The organism is Arthrobacter oryzae (assembly GCF_031454875.1).
GTDB lineage: Bacteria > Actinomycetota > Actinomycetes > Actinomycetales > Micrococcaceae > Arthrobacter > Arthrobacter oryzae_D.
Window position 1 is genome coordinate 559,573 of sequence record NZ_JAVDRQ010000001.1, and the last position, 23,737, is coordinate 583,309.

The following is a 23,737-nucleotide window of genomic DNA, read 5'->3' on the forward strand; positions in this document are numbered from 1 at the left end:
GTCAGGCTGTCCTCATGCTATTCGGCCCGAAGCCCGGTGTGTTCACAGCGGTGGGTCTCACAGGGACGCGCCGCCGCAGATCACGTAGTTCTGGCCGGTGATCGATTTCCCGTGATCGCCCAGGAGGAAGCCCGCCAGCGCAGCAACGTCTGCCGGGTCCACCAGTTTTCCGAGTGCCGGCACCTTGGGCGGCGTTGCTGCCCGCCCCGGATCGGCCAGCATGGGGGTGTCCGTCGGCCCGGGCGAGAGGACGTTCACCGTGATGCCGCGCGGCGCCAGCTCCTGCGCCCAGGTGCGGCCCATTCCCAGCAGGGCCGCCTTGGTCGCTGCGTACTGGCTCTTGCCGGGCGATCCCGTGGACGTCCGGCTGCCGATCAGCAGGACTCGGCCGCCGTCGGGCATGTGCGGCACTACGGCGTTCGCCAGTGCACTGGCGGCGGCCACATGCACCGTGAACATCCCGGCCAGCGCCTCCGGATCCAGTTCACCCAGGACGGCGGTCCGCTGGTACCCGGCTGCGTGAACCAGGGCGTCGGCAGGTCCGACGCCGGCAATACGCTCCGTGAGCGACGCAGGATCGGACAGGTCCGCCTGCAGCCACGCAAAACCGGGCCCCAGGGCCGGTTCGCTGCGGCTCAGCCCGGTGACGGTCCAGCCGTCGGCCAGCAGCCGCTCCGTGATGGCCTTGCCGATGCCCGAGCTGCAGCCGGTCACGATCGCGTGCCGGCCACCCCGCGGTGCAGCCGACGGTTCAGCTGAGTTGCTCACGAGTCCCCGCCGGGCGTGGTGGTTCCCTGGTAGACCCACTGCGGATCCACGCGAACGAACTTGATGGCCTGCCGGAAGTAGGTGTAGGCGATGTTCAGCGCCCCGTCCGGGCCCTGATGGATGGACGGGTAGGAGTATTCGCGGTTCAGGCCGTCCCGGGAGTTGTTGGACAGGCAGTAGCCGTCGCCCACGTCCAGGTTGCGCCGGATGGGCCAGCTGCGGCCGGAGTCCTCGGAGATGGCCAGCGTCATGGGGGAGCGCGGGGTGCCCCAGAAGGCCTTCCGTTCCGCGCCGGCAGCGCTGTCGCCGGGGAATGCGCCGCCCGCCGGCAGCGCCGGTCCCACTTGTGCGTCAGCGAGTTGCCCCTGTTCCTCAGCCAGGCCGTCGTCGTCGATCTCGTCGTAGAGCGAAAGCCGCCGTTCGGTGTTCTCCTCGGCACGGCTGTGGTTGTAAACCAGCGCCAGCCGCCCGTCGGCCAGGGCCGTGAACTGGATGGAGGAGTTGTTGTTGGGCAGTTCGGTGGGGACGGGCTCGCTCCAGGTGGTGCCGTCGTCGGTGGAACGGGATTCATAGATCGAATCCGCCCAGCGGCTGCGGAACAGCGCCAGCAGGGAACCGTCAGCCACCGGCTGGACGTTCATGTGGACGCAGCCCAGGCTGCCCGGCAGGACATGTTCGCTCCAGGTGGCGCCGCCGTCGTCCGAAATCATCACGGCGCTGTCATCGCTGTTGCCTACCCACTTTTCGCCGGGCGTGGTGATGCAGCGGAAAATCGGAATGATCAGCCGGCCGGTCGGCAGGATAACGGGCAGCTGCCGGACGAACACGCCGCCGGTTTCGTTGGCTGCGAACAGCGTCTCCACCGGTCCCCACGTCCGCCCGCTGTCCGTGGAAATACGACGGCGGACCTCCGCCGTGTCCTGGTTGCCCGCCTTTTGCGCGGTGTAGAGCAGCCACAGCCGGCTGTCCTGACCGGCAGGGCCCGGTCCGGTGAACAGGATCGGGTTCTGTTCGGAGCGGGTGCCGTCGTCGGAGAGCTGCTCCGCCGGGGACCACTGCGTGCTTCCCGGCTCCAGGGTGGAGAACCAGATGGAGATGTCCGGCACGCCTTCCTGGGTACCGCCGAACCAGACGCAGCCGAGGCGCCCGTCCGGGAGGGTCAGCAGGTTCGCAGCGTGGCTCTGCACCGTGGGGGCGGGGAGGTAGGCGAAGTCCGCTCCGTCGGCGTGCTTTACGGTGCCGTCCGGGGTGATGGTGCTGTATTCGGTGCCGTGGGTTGTCTGCATGTCTCAGCCCTCCGCCTTGGCAGCGGCCAGGTGGGCCTTGGCCGCAATTTCAAGGTGGGTCAGGTCGGAGGCCACAGTGGTGAAGGTGTAGCCCTGGTGGAGCCGCTGGGCGGCGATCTCGCCGGATGCGGTGTGGATGCCCGCGGCAATGCCCGCGGCTGCGGCAGCATCCGCGACGGTCTCGAGTGCCGCGTTGAATTCGGCCTCGATGGCGGGGTCACCGGGGAAGGCGCCGCCGACGGCGATGGCGAGGTCGGAGGGGCCCACGTAGATGCCGTCGAGTCCCGGCGTCGCGCAGATCTCCTTGACGTTCGCCAGGCCGTCCGGCGTCTCGATCATCGCGAACACCAGTGTGGCGGCGTTCGCCTCTGCCGGAACGGGTCCGATCCGCAGCGCCGAGCGCATGGGCCCGTACGAGCGGCCGCCCATCGGCGGGTACTTGGCCGCGGCAACAGCGGCGGCGGCGTCGGCGGCGGTGTTCACCAGCGGCACGATCACGCCGACGGCGCCGGCATCCAGTGCCTTGCCGATGGCGGTCAGGTTGTTGTCCTCCACGCGCACCATGCCGACGGCGGTGTGCCCGGCGTCGATGGCCATGAGTCCGTTGAGCACGCCCGAGTAGCCGAGCAGGCCGTGCTGCGCGTCGAGTGCCACGTAGTCGTAGCCCAACCGGCCGATGCGTTCAGTGGCCACGGGTGCGTCAAGGACGGCCCAGTAGCCGACGGCCTGTTCGCGGGCACGGATTTTGCGGGCGAATTCGAGGGCCAGGTCCGATGTCATCTGTATCTTCTACCTTCAGTCAGTGGGTGTACTTGGAACGGTGCCGGGATCAGCCGGGGAGGCGTCAGCGGTTGTAGGCGGGCATGGGGCCACGGAGTCCGGCGCCCACGGCGTCGCAGGCCTCGGACACGTCAGCCGGCAACGGACCCTTGGCCACCGCGGCGATGTTGGCGCGGAGCTGTTCCACCATGGAACCGCCGAGCAGCATCGAGCCCACGCCGTCGCGGTACGCGAGCCAGCGGAGGGACAGTTCCGCCAGGGTGATTCCGGCGCTTTCCGCGATGCCTGCCAGTGCATCGATGGCTTCGAACAGCTGCTTGTCCCAGTAGCGCTGGGTGTACATTGCAGCAAGCTTGGAGTCGCCGAAGCGGCCTTCGGACGGCTTGGATTCGAAGCTGTGCCGGCCGGTGAGCAGCCCGCCGCCCAGGGGGTTGTAGACCATGGTGTGGACGTTGTGCGTGGCGGCGAATTCGAGGTATTCCTCCTCGACGCGCCGGGCTACCAGGTTGTACAGCTGCTGCGCCACCACCGGCCGCGGTGCGCCGACCTCGCGGGCCACGTGGATGACGTCGGCGATCTGCCAGGCCGCAAAGTTGGACACGCCCAGGGCACCGATCTTGCCCTCTTCGGCGAGCTCCGCCACCGTGCGCAGGGTGTCCTGCAGGGGTGTGGCCCGGTCAGGCTGGTGCAGGTAGAACAGGTCAATGCTGTCCACGCCGAGCCGGCGGAGGCTGCCCTCCACGCTGTTGCGCAGCCCGGCCGGGGACAGCGGCGAGTTGTCGCCGTGGTCCGCGTGCGGCATGCCCGCCTTGGAGGCCAAAACAATCTCGCCGCGCCGCTCCTTGAGGAGGCGGGAGAGCATTTCCTCGGTGGTTCCACCGACGTAGGCATTGGCGGTGTCGATGGTGGTGATGCCGGCGTCGAGCGCTTCCTCCACCATCCGCCCAGCGGTGGCCTCATCGACGGTATCGCCGAACGTCATGGTTCCCAGGACCAGCCTGGAGATGGGAAGTTTCAGGCCGTCCACCTGGGCGCCTTCGGGCTGTTTGCTCATGCGTTGATTCCTCGTGGTTGCAGTGGGGTTGCGGGTACGGATCCGGGATCGGGCCGGTTCAGCCCGGCTGATTGGCCAAGGCCAGCGACCGGACCAGATGCCGCGGCTTGAGGCCCTGCATGGTGGCGGGGTCCAGCGCGGCGCGGCGGAGTTTGCGGGTGTAGTCCTCCTTGGGCGCGGTGAGGACGGACGCGGTGGTGCCGTGTTCAACCAGCTTGCCGCGCTGCATCACCATGACCGTATCGCTGATTTCCTGCACCACGCCCAGGTTGTGCGAGATGAACACGTACGTGATGCCCGTTTCGTCCTGGATGGATTTCAGCAGCCGCAGCACCTGGGCCTGGACGGACACGTCCAGGGCGCTGGTGGCCTCGTCGCAGACCAGCAGTTCGGGTTTGGACGCCAGTGCCCGGGCAATTCCGATCCGCTGGCGCTGGCCGCCGGAGAACTCGGACGGATGCTTGTCCAGGGACCGGGCGGGCAGGCCCACCTGGTCGATCAGCTTCGCCGCAGCCTTGTGCCGTTCCGCCTTGGACCGGACGCCCTGCAGCTTCAGCGGCTCAGCCACGATCTCCTGCGCGGTCATGTGCGGGTCCAGGGAGCCGTACGGGTCCTGGAACACCATCTGGAACTTGGAACGCAACGGCCGCAGCCTGGCCTCGCTGAGCGTGGCCAGGTCCGTTCCGTCCAGATCGATGCGCCCGCTGGTTGGCGTAACCAGCCGCATCAGTGCCTTGGCGATGGTGGACTTGCCGCAGCCGGATTCACCGACGACGGCGATCGTCTTGCCTTTGTCCACGGTGAAGGACACGTCATCCACTGCCCGGAAGGTGCCGCCCGGCACGTGGTAGTCCACCACGAGGTTTTCGACGGCGAGGAACGGCTTAGTCATGGCTTGCTCCGGTCTGGGTCAGGGCGGGGTTGGTGGCGGCCGGGTAGGCAGGGGCGGCCGGGTAGGCGCCCTGGGTTGCGCCCGGGGTTTCATCCCACGGCCCGAGGACAGGCACCGCGGCCAGCAGGGCCCGGGTGTACTCGGTGGCCGGGTGGTCCACGATTTGCTGGACGTCGCCGGACTCGACGAACGAGCCGTCCTTCATCACGTGGATGCGGTCCGAGATCAGCCGGGCGACGCCGAGGTCGTGGGTGATCATCAGGATGCCGATGCCGCGCTGCTCCTGCAGTTCCAGCAGCAGGTCCAGGATGCCGCCCTGCACGGTGACGTCCAGCGCGGACGTCGGTTCGTCCGCCACGAGCAGCTGGGGTTCGCTGGCCAGTGCGATGGCAATCAGCACACGTTGCAGCATGCCGCCGGACAGCTGGTGCGGGTACTTCTTCAGCTGCACCTCCGGCGTGGGAATGTGCACCTGCTCGAGCAGCCGGATGGCGCGGGCACGGACGGCAACCTTGTCCTGGCCCGGGGCGGCACCCGCGATCCGGATGGCTTCGAAGAGCTGGTTCCCGATCGAGTGGACCGGGCTCAGGGCCGTCATGGGATCCTGCGGGATCAGCGCCAGGGCCTTGCCGCGGACCTTGTTGATGGCCTTGGGATCGGCGGTGACGTCGACGCCGTCGATCAGCACGGTGCCGGAGAGCACCGCAAGGTCCTCGGGCAGGAGCCGGAGGATGCCCATCGCCGTCGTCGATTTTCCGGAGCCGGACTCACCGATGATGGTGACGGTCTCGCCCCGGTGGATGCTGAAGCTGACGGAGTCCACCGCGCGGATGATGCCGGCGTCGGTGATCAGTTCAACCTGGAAGTCGCGGACCTCCAGGAGGGCCTGCTCCCGGTTGTTGCTGGTCAGGGGTTGTGCGCTCATGTCAGGCACCCTTCTTCTTGCGGCGGGGGCGGTCGCGGAGGCCGTCACCCAGCAGGTTCACGCCAACCACCATGAGCACGATCACCAGGCCGGGCAGGGTGACCATCCACCACGAGGTGGTGATGTAGTCCTGGCCGTCCGAGATGATGCGGCCCCAGGTGGCGAACGGACGTTGCGGGCCGGCGCCGAGGAAGCTGAGGGCTGACTCGAGCAGTACCGCCTGGGCCAGGAGGAGCAGGACCACCAGCGTGGCCTGCTTGATGACGTTCGGGATGATGTGCTGGATCAGGATCTGGATGCGGTGCAGGCCCAGGATCCGGGCCGCGGAGACGTATGGCTTTTCGCGTTCTACCAGCACCATGGACCGGGTCAGGCGGGCCACTTCGGGCCATTGGGCGATGGCGATGACGAACGTGATCACCGGAATCGAAGGGCCGAACAGTGCCACCACCAGGAGCAGCATCATCAGCAGCGGCAGGGACATCTGCGCTTCGAGGAGGCGTGAGACAACCGTGTCCACCCAGCCGCCGAAGTAGCCGGCGGCTGCGCCGAGGATGATGCCGATGGCGCCGGAGACGAGCACTGCAAGGAGGCCGATGGTGAGGGAGACCTGGCCGCCGTGCAGGACGCGGGAGAGGAGGTCGCGGCCCAGTTGGTCGGTGCCGAACAGGTGCCCGTCGGTGAACGGCGGCAGGCGCCGGGCAGCGAGGTCCTGGAAGTTGGCGTCCGGCAGGGGCAGCACCTGGGCCAGCAGGATGGGGATGATGACGAGCAGGGTGCAGACCGTGCCCGCGATGAGCTTCCACTTGGCGGCGTTCCGGCGGCGGGTGGCGCCGGCGTTGGCGATGTCCGCCTTGGTGACGGCACTGGGGCTCGGCTGCCGTGCGGGCTGCGCTGCGTTTCCGGAAGAACCTGTGGGCGTTGCGGTGTCGCTGAGGCTCATGCTGTTGCCGCCTTTCCAAGACGAACGCGGGGATCAAGTAGCGGGTAGGCGAGGTCTATGACCAGCTGGACCGCCACCGCGAGAAGGGCTGTGAGGAGGACCGTCGCCTGGATGAGGGGGTAGTCCCGGGTTTCCAGTGCCCGCACAATCAGGGAGCCGACGCCGGGCCAGGCGAACACTACCTCCACCACCACCACGCCGTTGAGCATGGCGGCGAAGCGCGTGCCGAGGGCCGTGAATACCGGGATGGCCGAGTTGCCCATGGCGTAGCGCCAGGTCAGCACCGAGTTCCGGACACCCCGGGACCGGGCCACGGTCAGGTAGGGGGCTGCGAAGTTGGTGGTCATTTCGCGCCGGACCATTCGGGAGATCAGGGCGATCTGCAGGATGGCGATGGTGATGGTGGGCAGCACCAGGCCGCCCCAGGTGGCGAAGCCGGAGGCCGGGAAGATGGGGATGAGGACGGCGAAACCGGTGAGGAGCATGATGCCGGTCCAGAAGTCGGGCATGGACTGGCCGGCGATGGTCAGCACGTTGACGCCGAGTTCCCTGCCGGTGTCCGGCCGGCGCGACATCCAGACGCCCAGCGGGATGGCCACGACGGCGGTGAGCAGGATGGACGCGGTGGCCAGCGTGAGCGTGTACGGCATCCGTTCGGCCACTACCTGGATGGCGGGGGCCTGGAACGAATAGGACGTCCCCAGGTTGCCGGTGAACAGCTGCTGCAGGAAGATCCAGTACTGCTCCAGGACCGGGCGGTCCAGGCCGAACTGTTCCCGCACCTTGGCGAGCTGTTCTGTGGTGGCCAGCGGGCCTGCATAGGAGACCGCCGGATCGCCGGGGGCCATCCGGATCAGGATGAACACGGTGGAAACCGTCAGGAAGACGGTCAGCAGGCCCTGTCCAAGGCGCTTCAGGATGTAATTGGTCATGGCTCAGGCCTCCAGCCGGACGTCAACAAGCGGGTAGGAGTTGGTGGGGGCCAGGCTGACGCCGGACACCCGCTCCCGGTGGGCCAGCACGGACTTCGGCACGAAGGCCCACGCGCACGGCCAGGTGTCCCAGATGGCCTGCTGCGCCACTGCCATCAGCTCCTGCCGGCGTACGGGATCCACTTCGGAGGACGCCGCCTGGATCTTGGCCTGCACGTCCGGGACGACGTAACCCTGGTAGGTGTCCCGGGTCTTCTCCTTTTCCGCAGTACCGGCATACATGCCCTGCATCATGGTGATGGCCAGGCCGGTGGGGCTGCTGAAGCCGTTGCCCAGCAGGTCCCAGTCGCCTTGCTTGCCCTGGCGCCAGGCGAGGATGTTGCCGCCGGGTTCGAACTGCTGGAGCTGGGTGCTCACGCCGATGGCGCCGAACATCTCCACCAGGGCCTCCATGATGGAGGTGTCGCCGGCGAACTCGCCGGTTTCCCAGATGATCTTCAGCGTCAGGTCCTTGACGCCCAGTTCTGCGAGCCGTGCCTTGGCCTTTTCCGGATCGTAGGTGTACGTCCCTGTCTTGTGGTACCCGGTCAGGCTCGAGGGCGTAACGCCATCAGCCTGGCTGACGGAGTCCACCAGGACGTCCTTGACCAGGGCCTCGCCGTCGATGGCCCAGCTGAGGGCCTCGCGGACCCGGGGGTCCGCCAATGGGTGGCCGGCGGGCTTGCGGAAGTTGTAGAAGATCTGGTTCAGCCTGAGGCTGGACGCTTCTTTGAGTTCGACGCCGGGAAGTCCGGCGAGCTGCTCCCTCGAGTCGGGCGTGATGGAGTCGATGATGTCCACCTCGCCGCTGCGCAGGGCGATGACGCGGCTGGATTCCTCGGGAAGGAACCGGACTTCCACGTTCTCCACCTCGGGCGCGGGGCCCCAGTAGTTCTCGTTCCGCTGGAGGCTGTAGGTGCCGGCTCCGCGGTTGAATTTGGTGACCACGTACGGGCCGGTGCCGACGCCTTCCTGCAGTTCCTCCGGTTTGTTCCGGGCGGCCGGAGTTATCAGGATCATGCTCATGAGTGAGTCGAGGATGGGGATGGGGTTCTTGGACTCCATCCGGAAGGTCCGGTCGTCGACAGGGACCACGGTGGGGAATTCCGGGAAGAACCCGGCCACAAAGGAGCCCTGCACCTGCTGGTACATCTTCAAAGCTGTGGCGATGTCCTCGATCAGGAGCGGCGTGCCGTCGGAGTAGCGGACGCCTTCGCGCAGCCGGACGGTCCACGCGGTGGGGGACGTCATTTCGAACCGGTCCGCAAGGACCAGTACCGGCTTGGTCTCCGGGCCGATGGCCGTGAGGCCCTGGCGGACAGCGCGCTGGACGGTGACGGCAGCGTCAAACTGGTTGAGCTTGTTGTCCAGGCTGACCAGGGACCTGTTGAGGGCCAGGGTCAAAGTGCTTGGACCCGGCAGCCCCGTGGGGCCGGCACATCCGGCGAGGCCGCCTGTGCCCAGGAGAAAACCGGCGGCTGCGCCGAACTGCAGGAGGCGGCGCCGTGAAATCTCACTTCCTTGAGGAAGAACGGTCATCGTTGACCTCTCGGTTGAACGGGACGGCTGGCGGCCGGATGGCCTGTGCCGTGTTACATGGATCACTCTGCCACTGTTGCGCGTTTCGCGCAACACCTATGGCGCATTTCGCGCAATAGTGTCATGATGGTGGCTATCGGACGTATGCCGTTCCGGCCGTTCATACATTCCAGCCGTTCATACATTCCAAGGGAGGAGGAGAACGTGACAGCAGTGCTTATTCAGGCCGATGACTTTTCCGGTGCCGCTGAAGTAGGGCAGTGCTTCGCCCGTCAGGGTCTCACCACGCAGGTCCTCCTTGCCCCCGGGCCGCAGGGGCAGACTGAACTTCCCGGCCAGGCAGCACCGCCGGCCGACGTCCCGACCGGACTTCCAGGCCCAGCAGCGCAGCCGGCCGACGTCGTGGTTGTTGACACCCACTCCCGGAACCTTTCCGGTGAGGCAGCGGCGGAAGCCGTGGCCGGGGTGTTCGGGGGCGCCGCCGCAGCGTCGGCACGGGTGCTTTTCAAAAAGATCGACTCGCTCTGGCGGGGCAATGTGGGCCCAGAAATAGGCGCGCTGACAGGGCTGGGGATGCATGTGGTGGTTGCCGGCGCGCTGCCCCAACTGGGCAGGACCGTCGTAGGGGGTAAGCCCCTGGTGGGCGGCACTCCGCTGGACCGGACCGGACTCTGGGCCGCCGAAACAGCCGCACCGCCGGCCAGCATCAGGGACGCGCTGCAGCAGGCGGAAGGCCGGGCTGCTGATCTCCTGGACCTGCACGCAGTGAGGTCCGGAAAGCTGCCCGCGCATCTGGACCGGATCCTGTCCGGGGCGGACCCGGCCGTGGTGGTGGCAGACGGAGAGACCGAGGCCGACCTGGCCGCCGTTGTTGACGCAATGGTGCGGCTGGACTTCACGGCCGGCGGCCGGCGGATCGTCCTCGTGGGGACGGGCGGGACAGCCGAACTCCTGGCGTGCAGCATCGGGACGCGGCCTGCGCGGAACGCGCAACCCGCCAAGCGCGGTGCGCCCGGGCTGCAAGGCGACGCAGACGCCGGTACACCGGCAGCGGTGCTCCGCCGGAATCCGGGGCCCGTCCTCGCCGTCGTTGGTTCCGCCTCCGGCACGGCCCGGAACCAACTGCGGGACCTCGAAGCCGCGGGTTACATGCTGTTCGGGCTCCGGCCGGAGGAACTGGCCCGCCCGGCAACGCAGCAGCCGCAGGCCCAGCGCGCCAGGGAGGCGCTCTCGGCCGGCGCAGCAGTTGCCCTGACGGTTGCGGCAGACCGGGTGGATCCGGGCGAGGCCGGCGTGATCGTCCACAACCTGGCCCGCTTTGTCTCCGGCACCCTCCACGGGGCTGGCCCGGACCTCAAGCCCGACCTCATCCTTACCGGCGGCGAAACCGCCCGGGAAGTACTCGACGCGCTCGGCATCACCGCCCTCGAACCGCTCGACGCCGTTCAGCACGGAGCCGTCGTCAGCCTGGCCGACGACGGCACGCTGGTGGGCACCAAACCCGGCAGTTTCGGTGACCGGCACGCACTGACCCAACTTCATCAAAAGATCCGAAGCCGGAGGGCTTCACCCGCTGCCGGCCTTTCCACCCAACAAACACTTGACCGCCCTTCCGAGAAATCTGGAGCAGTAATGAATTCAGCCGTAGTGAACGAAACCGAACAGGACCACCGCCCCTTCATCGCCGTCACCATGGGCGACGGCGCCGGCGTCGGTCCCGAAGTGACTGTTGGCGCGCTGCTGGCGGAAAACGCCTACCGCGACTGCCGCCCGGTGGTCATCGGCGACGTGTACCGGCTGGAACTGGGCGCCAAGGCCCTCGGCGCCACCCCCAACATCGTGGAGGTCCGGACGGTGCAGGAGGCCGTCTTTGAGCCGGGCCGCATCAACGTGATCGATCCCAAGCTGCTGTCCAGGGACCTGCCCTGGGGCCAGGAATCCGCCGAGGCCGGCAACGCCGCCTACCACTACATCCGCATCGCCTGCGAGCTCGGCATGAAGGGCGAGGTCCAGGGGATCTGCACGGCGCCGCTGAACAAGGCCGCCCTGCACAAGGCCGGGCACATCTACCCGGGCCACACCGAACTGCTGGCGCACTTCATGGGCATCGAAGAAGTGTCCATGATGCTGTCCACGCCCAAGGTCAAGGTCATTCACGTCACCACCCACATCGGCCTGATCGATGCCATCAACAGGATCGAGCCCGGCCTGGTGGAACGGACGGTCCGCCGCGGCTATGAAGCCATGCAGCGCGCGGGCATCGCGAACCCCAAGATCGGCGTCTGCGCCATCAACCCGCATGCCGGGGAGAACGGCCTGTTCGGGTACGGCGAGGAAGCCGAGAAGATCACCCCGGCCATCGAAAAGCTGCAGGCCGACGGCGTCGACGCGCGCGGCCCGCTGCCGGCCGACACCGCGTTCTTCCTGGCCGGCCGCGGCGACTACGACCTGATTGTGGCGATGTACCACGACCAGGGCCACGGGCCGATCAAGGTCCTCGGCATCGAGGCCGGCGTCAACATCACTGTGGGCCTGCCGGTCATCCGCACCTCGGTGGACCACGGCACCGCCTTCGACATCGCCGGCAAGGGCATCGTGGACGTCCGCAGCATGATCGAGGCACTCCGCCAGGCCGCGGAGATGTCACCGAGCCCGGCGCTCCGGAAGTAGGAACCCCGAGCCCGGCGCTCCCAAGCAGGAGCGCCGGGCTCGGGACCGGGTGCGGAGCACCCTGTCCGCTCTTATCCCGCCGTCATCACGTGGGTGAAGTGGTCGTACCGGAGGGTGAGTGCCCCGCCGTCGTGCGCAAGGCCGATGTTGGCGCCGTTCGGCGACCCGCCGGCACCGTAGCTCACGTTCCAGGACCGGTCCAGGGCGGCCTTGAACTCATAGGTACCGGCCGGAAGGTTAGGAACGGACAGCTTCCAGACCAGGTCGGCGGGGTCCAGCACCAGTTGGGCCTGGTCGCACGCCGGCATCCAGTCCTCAGCGCAGCCCAGCTCCGTATTCATGCTGCCGGCCGCAGCCACCGCGCCGGGCTGCTGCGAGGCGTAGACCGGGCTGAGCAGGTGCGTGGCGTGGTCGTACCGGAACGTGACGGCACCGCCCGGATGCTCCAGCACGATGTTTCCACCGTTGAAGGCGCCGCCTGCCCCGTAGTTCTCCTTCCAGTCGCCGTTGATCGCAGCCTTGAACTCGTACGTTCCGGCCGGCAAGTTCGGCGCGGTGAGTCGCCAGACCTTGTCCGCCGGGTCGAGGGTCATGAACGCGGCTTCGCAGGCCGGTTGCCAGTCGCCAGGGCAGCCCAGCTCGGAGTTAAGGCTCCCGGCCACCGTGACCGAATCCGGCTGCGGGATCTCACCGGCCACCACGGTCCGGATATCACTGAGCACGTTCTCCGCGCCGGGAACGGACATGGCTGCTCGGTAGCGGACCGGTGTGCCGTCGGCAAGGCCCAGCGCGCCCAGATCGTCGAAGACGGTGTAAGCCGGCGATGAACTGTCCGAACCGATGGCAGTCCAGTCGCCGCCGTCGACGCTCCGTTCGAAACTGACCGTGTAGTCGGACTTCTCCGGGCTGGCGGTGGCGCTGACTTCCACCTTGCCGTCCACGCTGCTGCCCTCGGCCGGTTTCTGCATCGCCAGGACAGGGGAGGGGACGGCGCCGGTCCGGGCAGCGCTCGCCGAGGTGTGCCCGCCGTTGTCGAGGACCACGGCGCGGTATTCCACGGCCGTGCCGGGCTTCAGCCCCGTGACGTCGTGGAACACCTGGTACGGGGCGGTGTCGTCCGTGCCGATCGGCTCCCACCCTCCGCCCGCCGTCCGGGCCTGGAAGGTGACCTCGTAGAACGAGGAACCGTCGACGTCGGCTGCTACTTTGATTCGTCCGCTCCTGCCGTTGTCGCCTGCCGCCGTTGCAGGCTCCTGAAGCACGACGGCGGGGGCCGCCTTGGAGTGCGGGATCCGGCCTGACGATTCGTAGACCACCGCGGAAAGCGACGGGACGGTGACGGTGAGCTTCCCGTCGTCGGCCGTCTTGGCCTCAGCCGCCGAACCGCCGGCATCTCCATAGATCCGGCTGTAGGTGCGCTTGGCGATGTAGGTGGGAACCGCTGCCGTCTGTGCCGTTTTGCTGTTGTTCACGGCCACCACGTATTCGCGCTGGTCCTTCGCATCAGTGCGGGAGAACGCGTAGATTCCGGTACCGTCCGAGGCGTACCGGTTCTGGTGGGCGCCGTCGCGCAGGGCAGGATGCTGGGCAGTCAGAGCGGCAAGCTCGCTGATCTTGCCGTAGAGGGGGTGGCCGGTGTCGAAGCTGTCCGTGGCATGCGTGGCGTCGGTGCCCAGCAGGTCATCGTCGAGGTATTCGGGGACCTGGCTGGCGAAGAGGGTCTGACGCGCATCCTGGTCGCCGCCCGGGCCGGTGAAGCCCTGCTCGTCGCCGTAATACACCACGGGGTTGCCGCGCGAGAAGTACATCAGTTCGTGGGCCAGTTGGTCGCGGGCAACGCGTTCAGCGTCATCAGCCTCCGGATTGTCCGCGGCAATGAAGCTGCCGATCCGGCCCATGTCGTGGTTGCCCAGGAACGTGGGCAGTTGGTAGACGTTGGAGTCGGCGTCGGTGTACCAGTCATCCGCGGCGAAGAATGCCTCCAGGTTCGCGGCGCCCTGGCTGCGTGAGGCGAAGTTCCTGGCGGCGTCCTGGAACGGGAAGTCCAGCACGGCCTGCATTTTGTTGCGGGTGGTGAACTGGGAGGTGAAGCTCTTGGAGGTGTCAAAGACCTCGCCGAACATAAAGAACTCGTCCTTGCCCTGTTCCTTGGCGAAGTCCAGCACCCTGGGGCCGAACTCCTGCCAGAATTCGTCGTTCACATGCTTCATGGTGTCGATCCGGAAGCCGTCAACGCCGAAGTCGCCGATCCATGTCTCGTACACGTCCGCCATGCCGTCGACCACTTTCGGGTGCTCCGTGAAGAGATCGTCCAGGCCGAAGAAGTCGCCGTAGAAGGAGTCCTCGCCCTGGAAGGTGGTGTCGCCGCGGTTGTGGTACAGCCTGGGATCGTTCAGCCATCCGGGCACCTTGAGGTTTTCTTCGCCCTCGGCCAGGAAGGGTTCGTACGGGAACGACTCTTTCGGATCCAGTGCAGGGAACGTGTCCTTGCCGGCGTAGTCCCGGTCGTCGAACTCCGCGCCGGCCGCCGTCTTGTAAGGCGTGGCGTCCTTCGAAACGTAGGGCTTCCGGGCGTCCTGGGGGTCTTCCCCGTAGCCGATCACGTCCGCGGTGTGGTTGGTGATGATGTCGAAGTACACCTTCATCCCGCGCGAGTGGGCCTCGTCGATCAGGGCCTTCAGTTCCTCGTTGGTCCCCAGGTGGGGATCGATCTGGGTGAAGTCCGTGACCCAGTAGCCGTGGTAGCCGGCCGACTTGTCCTCCGGCTGGACCGCTTTGTTCTTGAAGCTCGGCGTCAGCCAGATGGACGTGGTGCCCAGGCCCTGGATGTAGTCGATCTTGTCCAGGAGCCCTTTGAGGTCACCGCCATTGTAGAAGCCCTTTTTGGTCGGGTCGAAGCCGGAGACCATCGGATCGGAGCCGAGCCCGCCGTCGTCGTTCGCGCTGCTTCCGTTACTGAAACGGTCCGCCATCACGAAGTAGAAGTTCTCGTCCGTCACCGGTGCGCGGAGCGAGTGGGCGGCCGACGGCGCGCCGTGGCCTTTCGGCTCCGGCGTCGCGTGGGCCGGTGAAGCCAGGGCGGCTGCGGCAACTAGTGCCGTGACCGCCGCGACCGCCGCGACCGCCGCGGCGGCACGTCTGGCCGGAGGCTTGCAGGATGGACGGTTGCAAGGTGGATTCTGGTGGATTGCACTGCGGGAAAACACGATAAGGAAACCTTCCGGTAAGCGACACTGCTGCTGTGAAGGACGATGCGGGAGACCGGCTACTGAGAGCCAACTCACACTGTAAGCGCTTGCACCGACATTTTCCAGCAAATCCCAAGGTTGCTTGGTACCGTCCCCGGTTGGGTAGCATGAATTCCACCGCCCGCTGCTGAGGGAGCCTGCTCTTGCCATCAGAAAGCTCGTTGCGGACCGGCCGCACGGCATCGGCGGACGGTCCGGACCACGCCGTCCGCCGTCTTCGGGCTGCCGGCTGCGTGTTTGCCGAAGACGAGGCCCGCCTGCTCGCCGATGCGGCAGCCTCGGCCGCGGAGCTTGAAGCGATGATCGGACGGCGCATCACCGGGCTTCCCCTCGAACACATCCTTGGCTGGGCTGAATTCTGCGGGCTTCGCATCGGCGTAGCAACGGGTGTGTTCGTGCCCCGGCGCCGGACCGAGTTCCTGGTCCGGCAGGCGGAACTGCTGCTCCGCGCGGCTTCCGACGGCGGTTCCGACCGCGGGGCTTCCCACGGCGGTTCCGACCGCGGGGCTTCCCACGGCGGGCGTGCCACCGGCGTACCCGCCGGCCGACCCGTCGTCGTGGACCTGTGCTGCGGGTCCGGGGCCGTGGGGGCTGCCTTGGCAGCACGCGTGCCCGGCATTGAACTGCATGCTTCGGATTTGGACCCCGCGGCCGTACGTTGTGCCAGGCGGAACCTTGAGCCGGCCGGCGGCAGGGTCCATGGGGGCGACCTCTTCGATCCGCTGCCGGACGGTCTGCGCGGCCGCATCGGAATTCTGGTGGCCAATGCGCCTTACGTTCCCACGGCGGCGATCGGGACCATGCCCCCCGAGGCCCGCACGCACGAGCCGCGGATGTCCCTGGACGGCGGTACGGACGGTCTGGACATCCAGAGAAGGGTTATTGCCGGGGCGCCGCACTGGCTTGCTCCCGGCGGGCGCGTGCTGATCGAGACGAGCCGGGGGCAGGCCCGGCAGACTATCGGGCTGATGCGGCAGGCCGGACTGGCGGTCCGGCTGGCCAGCGACCCGCAACTGGACGCCACTGTTGCGATCGGCACTGCACGTTAGAACCCGGCTGCTGCCCCCTCTTCCGCTGCCCGCGGGGATCCCGCCAGCAAACCCGAGTAGAACCGGATGTACTCCCGGACCATACGCCCTGAACTGAAGTGCTGCTCCGCCGCCCGCCTGCAGTCACTGCGCCGCAGCCACATGCAGCCCTTGAGTGCCTCGGCGAGGCCTTGGAGGCTATCCGCGAGGAACCCTGTTTCGCCGTCGCTGATGATTTCCGGAGCCGAACCCCGCCGCGTGGCCACTACCGGAGTTCCGGCGGCCAGTGCCTCGATCATCACCATCCCGAACGGTTCCGGCCACTGGATCGGATTCAGCAGCGCGACGGATTCGCCCAGCAGTTGGTATTTTTCCGCCGTGCCCAGCTCGCCGAGGTACTCGATATCCGTGCCCAGCAGCGGTTCGATGACGTCGTGGAAGTAGTCCATTTCAAATGGCTCGCGCATCTTCGCAGCGATCCGCAGCGGAATCCCCGCCTGGCGTGCCACCATGACGGCCTGGAGGACGCCCTTGTTCGGGTGCATACGGCCCAGGAAGCAGGCACCGCCGTTGTGCGCCGGGCTGTACCGGACGGACCGGACATCGATCCCGTGGTGGATGACGGCGTCGATCTTCACGCCCCGGGCGGTTGAGGCCTGGTGGTGCGAAATGGCCACCAGGGAGGCTTCCCGGGTCATGGCGCGGTAAATCCGGGTGAGCTCGTTGTCGAAAGGCCCGTGCAGGGTGGTGACGCGGGGAACATTCGGCACCATCCCCTGGCACAGCGGGCCCAGCAGCGTGTGGTCATGGACGATGTCCACATCCTGCATGGCTTCGTAGGCACGGAGGACATGCAGGATCTCCTGTCTTCCCGAGTCCATGCAGACTTCGGACGAATTCGAGAGGCGCGGAACCCTCGGAACGGGACAGGTGCTGTCGCCCGAAGCGGCGAGCACAACATCGTGCCCCGCCTCCGCGAGCCCCACGGCAAGCGTGTGGACCACCGATTCCGTCCCGCCGTAGCAGGGCGGGGGTACAGGAATCCAGGGTGGTGCCAGGATACCGATGCGCATTGTGCCTCCTACATCAGCCAGCCTTCCGGCCGGGGTCATGGTGGACCCGGATGAGGTCCGCCAGGGGTTCCTGCGTCCCCAGATGCAGCTCAATCGACGGCGGCAATCCCGTCACGTGTGCGTTGTTTCCCGAGACCTCGATGGTCAGCCGGGAACCGGCAAACGGCACCTGTTCCGTCCGCAGGTAGCCGAATCCATCCGGGAAGGCCGGGCTCAGCCAGAGCCGGCCGGTGGAAGCGGAGGGATCAAAGCCCAGCAGGACCCGGATGAGGTGGATGGGCGTCGCCGAGGCCCAGGCCTGCGGTGAGCACGATGACGGGTAGGCAACCGGGGCCCGGGCCGGCTCGCGCGGGAAACCGCAGAAAAGCTCCGGAAGCCTGCCGCCGAAAGCCTCCGCGGCGTCGAAGATGGCCATGGCCACGCGCTGGGACTCTTCGACGAAACCGTAGCGCATCAGGCCGGCCGCAATCAGGGCGTTATCATGCGGCCAGACCGAGCCGTTGTGATAACTCACCGGGTTATAAGCGCCCATGGTTGAAGCCAGCGTACGGACGCCCCAGCCGGTGAACATGTCCGGCTCCATCAGGCGCCGCGCCACGAGGTGCGCCTTGTCATCATCCACGATGCCCGACCACAGGCAGTGCCCCATGTTCGAAGCGCAGGCATCCACGGGCCGTTTGTCCTTGTCCAGGGCCACTGCGAAGTAGCCGCGCTGAGGCAGCCAGAACCGCCGGTTGAACTCCTCCTTGAGTGCGGCAGCCCGGTCGCCCCAGGTTCGGGCAAGGGTGGCGTCTCCCGAGTCCAGGGCCAGCAGCGCCCGGGCCACGTAGGCGCTGTAGACATAACCCTGGACCTCGCACAGGGCGATGGGCGGTTCTGCGAGGGTGCCGTCCGCGAAGTTGATGCCGTCGTAGGAGTCTTTCCAGCCCTGGTTGAGGAGGCCGTGCCGGGTGGCACGCTCGTACTCCACAAAGCAGTCTCCGTCACGGTCCCCGTAGGTGGTGATCCAGTCGAGCGCACGGTCCGCGCTGGGCAGGAGTTCCTGCACGGCCCGCGGCTCCAGTCCCCAGCGGCTGACTTCCCCAAGGAGCCTGACGAACAGCGGAGTAGCATCCGCCGTCCCGTAATAGATCCCGTCCCCTCCAAGCGACAGGGCGCCGCCTGCGCCAAGGCGCACCTCATGGAGAATCCGCCCGGGCTGCTCCTCTGTGAGCTTGTTGATTGTTTGGCCCTGATGTTCGGCGAGCGTCTGCAGAGTGCCCAGCGCGATGGTGGGATCCACGGGAAGCGCCATCAGGGAGGTCAGAAGGGAGTCGCGTCCGAACAGGGCCATGAACCACGGTGCTCCTGCGGCAATCACGGTGCGGTCCGGATGCGCCGGGTCCGGGATCCGCAGCGAACCCAGATCCTGCTGGCTCAGGCGCAGGATCCTTTCGAGAGCCGGATTGTCCATGCTGATCCGGGGCGCAGCGGCCCCCCAGCGCCGGTGGCGCAGGGCGGGAACCGACTCGTGGTGCGGGACGCTGGCGGAGAACTTGCCCGGCGGTTCGCTGCCGTCGGAGCTGGGTGTGACCACAATGGTGGCGGTCCAGGATCCTTTCGCCGGCACCGTGACCTTGAACATCACGCCGTGCCGGTTCACGTCCCCTCCCGGCGCGCTGACCGTCACGCCAAGCAACCTGCCATTATGGCGGCCGCTGATGATCAGCCGGTGGCCTTCCGGCCGGTGCGAGGGACGCAACTGCCGGGTCTTCCGGCCGGCCTTGACCTCGAACAGGTCCGCAAAGTCTGCCTCCACCGCCAGTTTGATGCTGCAGGACGCGGGAGCGCTGGAGTAGTTGCGCACGGTCAGCGTCTCGCGGACTCCGTCGCCCACCTGCCGGTCACGCTCAATCACCATGGGACGGTCGGCCGCTCCGTCCGGCTGGGGCGCACGGCCGGTGAACACTGCCCGGTAGGGTTCCGGGTTCACCGCCATGAGTTCTTCCACCACGTGGTTGTTGACCATCAGGTTCCAGCGCGAGAGGATCCGGGTGTCCTGGTAGTAGGCGCCGTGCGCCAGGGCGGGGTCCAGGTCGCCATTGCCGGCCGAAATAAAGAACGAGGATCCTTCAACGATGGTCACGGCGTTGTGGCCGATCGAGCCCGTGGTTTCCAGATTCCAGCCGTTCATGGCAGCCGCCGACCAAGGGGCCGAGCCGGCATCACTGCAGCAAGTGGGGCCAGGCGTCGAAAACTCATGAATTCACTCCGGACCGAGGATTCAATGGCTGACTGCTTAGCCACCCACATTCTAAAATTCCGCCCGACTTCGGGCAAGGATCCGCGGGCCCGGGCACAGAAAAACGGGGTCCTCCCGGGCCGGACAACAATGCGTCCGGACCGGGAGGACCCCGTGCTGTTAAGCCCGTGCTGTTAAGGAAGGACCCGTGAGCTAGCTCGAAGTCCGCTCTGGGTTCGTGTTCGTGGCCGCCCCGGCGGGCGTGGCTCCGCCTTCGTCGGACCAGTCCTGGCCGGTCGTATCGTTCAGCGCCGGGTCGCTGGTGACATCCGGGGTGCCGGCGTCCGTGGTGCCAAGATTGACGGTCTCCGGGTGCGTGCTGTGCGAGGGGACGTAATCGCCCGCCGGAAGCGCGCTCTCGCTGCCCGGATCACCGGGTTTCGCCGGGCTGTCCTTGGCGCTGTTCTTGCCCGTGCCGGCGGCGTGGTCCCGATGCACGGCAGAGCTGATGACTGTCCCTGCGCGGCGGGCCGCCTCAGACAGCTGGTCCGTGACTTCAGGTGCCTTTTCCTTGACTGCTTCGGTTGCTGCAGCCACTTTGTCCTGGACTGGCTTGCTGTCCCAGAGGGCGGCAGCCCTTGCCTTGATTTTCTCGTAGGCGGCGCGGCCGGACCTGGACCCCAGGACGAACCCCGCAGCCATCCCGGTGCCAAAAAGAAGTTTTGCTTTCATGTTGTACTCCTGCTCTGTGAGAAGGTTCCGTACTCGGGCGGACCGTTTAGGGGTTGCCCACCAACAAATGGCCACAGAATAGTGGGCCCTGGATGAAAAAACGGCCCCAGGAAAAGAATCCCGGGGCCGTTTTCCAGGCCAGACTCCGCTTTAGCGGGCTGTGCGCTTAGTGACCATGCCGTAAACGAGCAGGACGATGATCGCACCGCCAATGGCCAGGAGCCATGTGGACAGCGAGAAGAACTCGTTGATGTTTACGTTGAAGAGCAGGCTGCCAATCCATCCGCCCAGGAGGGCGCCGACGACGCCCAGGATGAGCGTCATGATGATGCCGCCGCCCTGCCGGCCGGGGAGGATTGCCTTAGCGATTGCTCCGGCGATGAGGCCCAGAATCAGAAATGCGAAAAAACCCATTTTATCGTTCCTTCTTCTTTCATTGAGGAGGTGCCCGGATCCCGGACACGCTTCATCCTTCTACCCAATACTAATCATGCTTAGTATTAATCTTCCAGTCGGAGCACCTAAGAACTTCGGGGGAACCCCAACTTTCAGTGGCCTTGGACGTCAGAATTAACTCCGGACTCGTCACCTCCATCCAGCGTGGCGATCGCATTGATGTCGTCCGTGTCCAAGGCAAAGCCGAAGATGCCCAGGTTCTCTTTCATGCGTTGTGGATTGGCGGACTTTGGGATGGCCACGAGGCCCTGTTCAACGTGCCACCGGAGCACGATCTGGCCAGGGGTCTTGCCGTGTTTTTGGGCGATCCTTCCCAGTACCGGGGCGTTCAGGAGGTCGCTGCCCGCGCCCAGCGGACTGTATGACTCGGTGACGATTCCGTGCCGCCGGTTGTAGGCGATATCCACAATCCGGGTGATGGTGGGGCTGACTTGGATCTGGTTGACGGCGGGCACAATATCGCAGGCGTCCATCAGTCTTTCCAGGTGCGCCGGCTTGAAGTTGGAAACGCCGATTGACCGCACTTTGCCATCCGCCTGCAGCCGTTCAAAGGTTTTCCACGTTGAAATGAATTCGTCCCGCCGGGGGAGCGGCCAGTGGATCAGAAGCAGGTCCACGTAGTCCAGCCCGAGGCGTTCAAGCGAGCCGTCCAGCCCGGCAACCGCCCTGTCCTGCCCTTGGTACTCGCCGTCCAGTTTTGTGGTGATGAACAGCTCGGACCTGTCCAGGCCGCTGGAGCGGACGCCGTTACCCACACCCGCTTCGTTGCCGTACTTCACCGCAGTGTCGATGTGGCGGTAACCGGCTTCCACGGCCTGAACGACGGCGGCAGCCACCTGTTGGTCGTCCAACGGCCAGGTCCCCAGCCCGATCTGGGGAATCCGGTGTCCGTCATTGAGCTCAATCACTGGTGAAAGTGCCATTTACAGAGTCTTTCCTATCGGCGCCGGTTTGCACAGATGCCGCCGCAACAGTCTTCAAACGGTTCGTTTTGGCCCGTGCCCCGGCGCGACGGCGTGTTCCGCCACCGCCGCGCTGATCACGCCGGTTCCGCCGGTGAACAGGATGTCCGACGGCGCCGCAGCAGTTCCGCCGGGAGTCACCAGGCGTAGTCTTCCGGGGCTGTGCGGTGGCCGGGAAAGATGTCGTCCAGGCGCTTGAGCGCATCGTCGTCGAGCGTCACATCCAGGGCCCGGATGGCGGCGTCGAGCTGTTCCTGCGTGCGCGGCCCCACGATGGGTGCCGTGACGGCCGGCCGGTGCAGCAGCCAGGCGAGGGCAACGTCGCCGGGTTCGTGGCCCAGGTCGTCCGCGAAGTCCTCGTACTGCCGGATCTGGTCCCGGTGCTTCTTCAGGGTTTCCAGTGCGCGGCCCTCGGCGCGGCGAACGCCCTGTTCCTGTTTTTTCAGCACGCCGCCCAGGAGTCCGCCCTGCAGCGGCGACCACGGGATGAGGCCCAGGCCGTACTGCTGCGCGGCCGGGATGACTTCCAGTTCCACCTCGCGGCGGAAAAGGTTGTAGATGGACTGCTCGCTGACCAGCCCGGTGTAGTTCCGGCGGCGGGCAGCTTCCTGGGCCTGGGCGATGTGCCAGCCGGCAAAGTTGCTGCTGCCGGAGTACAGGATCTTGCCCTGCTGGACTGCAACCTCGACGGCCTGCCAGATCTCGTCCCATGGAGTGTCGCGGTCGATGTGGTGGAACTGGTAGACGTCGATGTAGTCCGTCTGCAGGCGCTTGAGGCTGGCGTCCAAAGCGCGGCGGATGTTCAATGCCGAGAGCTTGGACTCGTTGGGGCGGTCCGTCATGGTGCCGTAGAGCTTGGTGGCAAGGACGGTCCGTTCTCGGCGCTCGCCGCCCTGGGCGAACCAGCGGCCGATGATCTCTTCGGTCCAGCCGCGGTGCCCGGTGCCGCCGTAGACATTGGCGGTGTCAAAGAAGTTGATGCCGGCCCCAAGGGCGGAGTCCATGATGGAGTGCGCGGCCGCTTCTTCGGTCTGGGGTCCGAAGTTCATGGTGCCCAGGCACAGGCGGGATACTTTCAGCCCGGAACGGCCAAGGTGGGTGTACTGCATGCTGTGATCCTTTCGGTGATCGGGCCTGTCCGGTGATCGAGCCTGTCGAGATCGGTTTCGACAGGCCCAACCACCAGGGGCCGGTTACATCTGGCTGAAGGCGGCGACGGCGGGGTCGGCACCCGCCCGCGCACCGGACTCCAGCGCGGTGATTTCGGTCAGTTCTGCGGGCGAAAGTCCGACGCCGACGGCACCCAGGTTCTCCCGCATGCGGTTCGAATCGGCGGACTTGGGGATGACGATGGTGCCTTGGGCCAGGTGCCAGGCCAGTACCACCTGGGCCGGCGTGGCGCCGTATTTGCCGGCCAGCGCTTTGACGGCGGCGGCGTTCAGGTCAGCGCCTTGGCCCAGCGGGCTGTAGGCCTCAACGGCGATGCCGAGGTCCCGGCATTTGGCCGCCAGTTCCTGCTGCTGGAACGTGGGGTGGATTTCGAACTGGTTTACGGCAGGGACCACATCCGCTGCCGGGAGGAGCGTGTCCAGATGCTCCGGAAGGAAGTTGGAGACGCCGATGGCGCGGATCTGGCTGTTGGCGTACAGCTTCTCCATCGCTTTCCATGCTTCGGTGTAGAGCCCTTGGGACGGCACCGGCCAGTGGATCAGGTAAAGGTCCACGAACTCGACGCCGAGTGCTTTGCGGCTGTTCTGGAACGCCTCGTGGGCGCCGCCCTGTTCGCCGTTTCGGAGCTTGGTGGTGATGAAGATTTCCTCGCGCGGAATGCCGGAGGCGGCGATGGCAGCGCCCACGCCGGCCTCGTTGCGGTAGGCAGCAGCGGTGTCGATGTGGCGGTAACCGGCCTCCAGCGCGTCCTCGACGATGCGCTGCGTTTCTTCCGGCGGCACCTGGAAGACTCCAAAGCCGAGTTGCGGGATCTGGACGCCGTTGTTGAGGGTCAGTTGCGGGATGGTGGTCTGGTTCGTCTGGGACATCGTCAGTTCTTCCGGTCGTAGGGCTCGCGGGAAACCGCTTTCATGGAGGCTATGCATCGAGCCTATGCACTTTGCGATGCCCTGTCAGCAGGGATGCCTGTTCGTCTTTTTCCTAGGACTGACAGTCCTACCTTCGTTGTAGAAAGCGGG

20 protein-coding genes are annotated in these 23,737 nt (G+C 66.5%); 2 read left to right on the forward strand and 18 right to left on the reverse strand.

The annotated features are described in order from the left end of the window. Positions 1-57 precede the first annotated feature (57 nt). The 9 genes from J2805_RS02645 to J2805_RS02685 all read right to left on the reverse strand — a co-directional run bounded on the left by J2805_RS02645 (position 58) and on the right by J2805_RS02685 (position 9,158). Positions 58-768 (reverse strand): SDR family NAD(P)-dependent oxidoreductase, encoded by a 711-nt coding sequence (locus J2805_RS02645; protein WP_309968706.1) that lies wholly within the window; start codon positions 766-768, stop codon positions 58-60. Beyond that, complete coding sequence (locus J2805_RS02650) at positions 765-2,054, reverse strand: sialidase family protein (protein WP_309968709.1); 1,290 nt, start codon at positions 2,052-2,054, stop codon at positions 765-767. The genes J2805_RS02645 and J2805_RS02650 overlap by 4 nt, the downstream gene beginning before the upstream one ends. A 3-nt stretch (positions 2,055-2,057) precedes the next feature. Beyond that, complete coding sequence (locus tag J2805_RS02655) at positions 2,058-2,834, reverse strand: HpcH/HpaI aldolase family protein (protein WP_309968712.1); 777 nt, start codon at positions 2,832-2,834, stop codon at positions 2,058-2,060. A 64-nt stretch (positions 2,835-2,898) separates the two neighbouring features. Next, a complete protein-coding gene (locus J2805_RS02660) occupies positions 2,899-3,888 on the reverse strand; it encodes an aldo/keto reductase (protein WP_309968715.1) in 990 nt (329 codons plus the stop codon). Positions 3,889-3,946: 58 nt separating this feature from the next. Next, a complete protein-coding gene (locus J2805_RS02665) occupies positions 3,947-4,780 on the reverse strand; it encodes an ATP-binding cassette domain-containing protein (protein WP_309968718.1) in 834 nt (277 codons plus the stop codon). After that, positions 4,773-5,705 carry an ABC transporter ATP-binding protein gene (locus tag J2805_RS02670; protein WP_309968721.1) on the reverse strand — a complete coding sequence of 311 codons (933 nt, stop codon included), beginning with the start codon at positions 5,703-5,705 and terminating at the stop codon, positions 4,773-4,775. The genes J2805_RS02665 and J2805_RS02670 overlap by 8 nt, the downstream gene beginning before the upstream one ends. Position 5,706: 1 nt before the next feature. After that, positions 5,707-6,648: an ABC transporter permease gene (locus J2805_RS02675; protein ID WP_309968726.1), complete on the reverse strand. Its 942-nt coding sequence runs from the start codon at positions 6,646-6,648 to the stop codon at positions 5,707-5,709. Continuing rightward, positions 6,645-7,580, reverse strand: a complete 936-nt coding sequence (locus J2805_RS02680; protein WP_309968729.1) for an ABC transporter permease — start codon at positions 7,578-7,580, stop codon at positions 6,645-6,647. The genes J2805_RS02675 and J2805_RS02680 overlap by 4 nt, the downstream gene beginning before the upstream one ends. 3 nt (positions 7,581-7,583) lie before the next feature. Further along, entirely contained in the window at positions 7,584-9,158 is a 1,575-nt protein-coding gene (locus J2805_RS02685; RefSeq protein WP_309968732.1) for an ABC transporter substrate-binding protein, read from the reverse strand. Between the two features lie 204 nt (positions 9,159-9,362). Between J2805_RS02685 and pdxA the strand changes: the two genes are divergently transcribed. Beyond that, on the forward strand, positions 9,363-11,828 hold the full coding sequence (pdxA, locus tag J2805_RS02690; protein WP_309968735.1) for a 4-hydroxythreonine-4-phosphate dehydrogenase PdxA: 2,466 nt from the start codon (positions 9,363-9,365) through the stop codon (positions 11,826-11,828). A 71-nt stretch (positions 11,829-11,899) separates the two neighbouring features. On the opposite strand, the gene J2805_RS02695 is transcribed toward pdxA, so the two are convergent. Then, the gene (locus J2805_RS02695; protein WP_309969114.1) at positions 11,900-14,800 is read right to left on the reverse strand and encodes an alpha-amylase family glycosyl hydrolase; all 2,901 of its coding nucleotides are present in this window, start codon (positions 14,798-14,800) and stop codon (positions 11,900-11,902) included. 437 nt (positions 14,801-15,237) lie between these two features. On the opposite strand from J2805_RS02695, the gene J2805_RS02700 reads away from it, so the two are divergent. Then, complete coding sequence (locus J2805_RS02700; protein WP_309969117.1) at positions 15,238-16,125, forward strand: putative protein N(5)-glutamine methyltransferase; 888 nt, start codon at positions 15,238-15,240, stop codon at positions 16,123-16,125. Here the strand turns inward: J2805_RS02700 and J2805_RS02705 are convergent. From J2805_RS02705 to J2805_RS02740, 8 genes are all read right to left on the reverse strand, one after another. Further along, positions 16,122-17,177: a glycosyltransferase family 4 protein gene (locus J2805_RS02705; RefSeq protein ID WP_309968738.1), complete on the reverse strand. Its 1,056-nt coding sequence runs from the start codon at positions 17,175-17,177 to the stop codon at positions 16,122-16,124. The genes J2805_RS02700 and J2805_RS02705 overlap by 4 nt on opposite strands. Positions 17,178-17,190: 13 nt before the next feature. Next, complete coding sequence (locus J2805_RS02710) at positions 17,191-19,350, reverse strand: amylo-alpha-1,6-glucosidase (protein WP_309968741.1); 2,160 nt, start codon at positions 19,348-19,350, stop codon at positions 17,191-17,193. A gap of 261 nt (positions 19,351-19,611) precedes the next feature. After that, positions 19,612-20,130 carry a hypothetical protein gene (locus tag J2805_RS02715; RefSeq protein WP_309968744.1) on the reverse strand — a complete coding sequence of 173 codons (519 nt, stop codon included), beginning with the start codon at positions 20,128-20,130 and terminating at the stop codon, positions 19,612-19,614. 150 nt (positions 20,131-20,280) lie between these two features. Then, positions 20,281-20,544 carry a GlsB/YeaQ/YmgE family stress response membrane protein gene (locus tag J2805_RS02720; protein WP_309968746.1) on the reverse strand — a complete coding sequence of 88 codons (264 nt, stop codon included), beginning with the start codon at positions 20,542-20,544 and terminating at the stop codon, positions 20,281-20,283. 134 nt (positions 20,545-20,678) lie between these two features. Continuing rightward, the gene (locus tag J2805_RS02725) at positions 20,679-21,509 is read right to left on the reverse strand and encodes an aldo/keto reductase (RefSeq protein ID WP_309968751.1); all 831 of its coding nucleotides are present in this window, start codon (positions 21,507-21,509) and stop codon (positions 20,679-20,681) included. Positions 21,510-21,563: 54 nt separating this feature from the next. Then, on the reverse strand, positions 21,564-21,689 hold the full coding sequence (locus J2805_RS02730; protein WP_309968752.1) for a hypothetical protein: 126 nt from the start codon (positions 21,687-21,689) through the stop codon (positions 21,564-21,566). Beyond that, positions 21,686-22,657, reverse strand: a complete 972-nt coding sequence (locus J2805_RS02735; protein WP_309968757.1) for an aldo/keto reductase — start codon at positions 22,655-22,657, stop codon at positions 21,686-21,688. The genes J2805_RS02730 and J2805_RS02735 overlap by 4 nt, the downstream gene beginning before the upstream one ends. 84 nt (positions 22,658-22,741) lie before the next feature. Next, the gene (locus J2805_RS02740; RefSeq protein ID WP_309968760.1) at positions 22,742-23,587 is read right to left on the reverse strand and encodes an aldo/keto reductase; all 846 of its coding nucleotides are present in this window, start codon (positions 23,585-23,587) and stop codon (positions 22,742-22,744) included. Positions 23,588-23,737 lie beyond the last annotated feature (150 nt).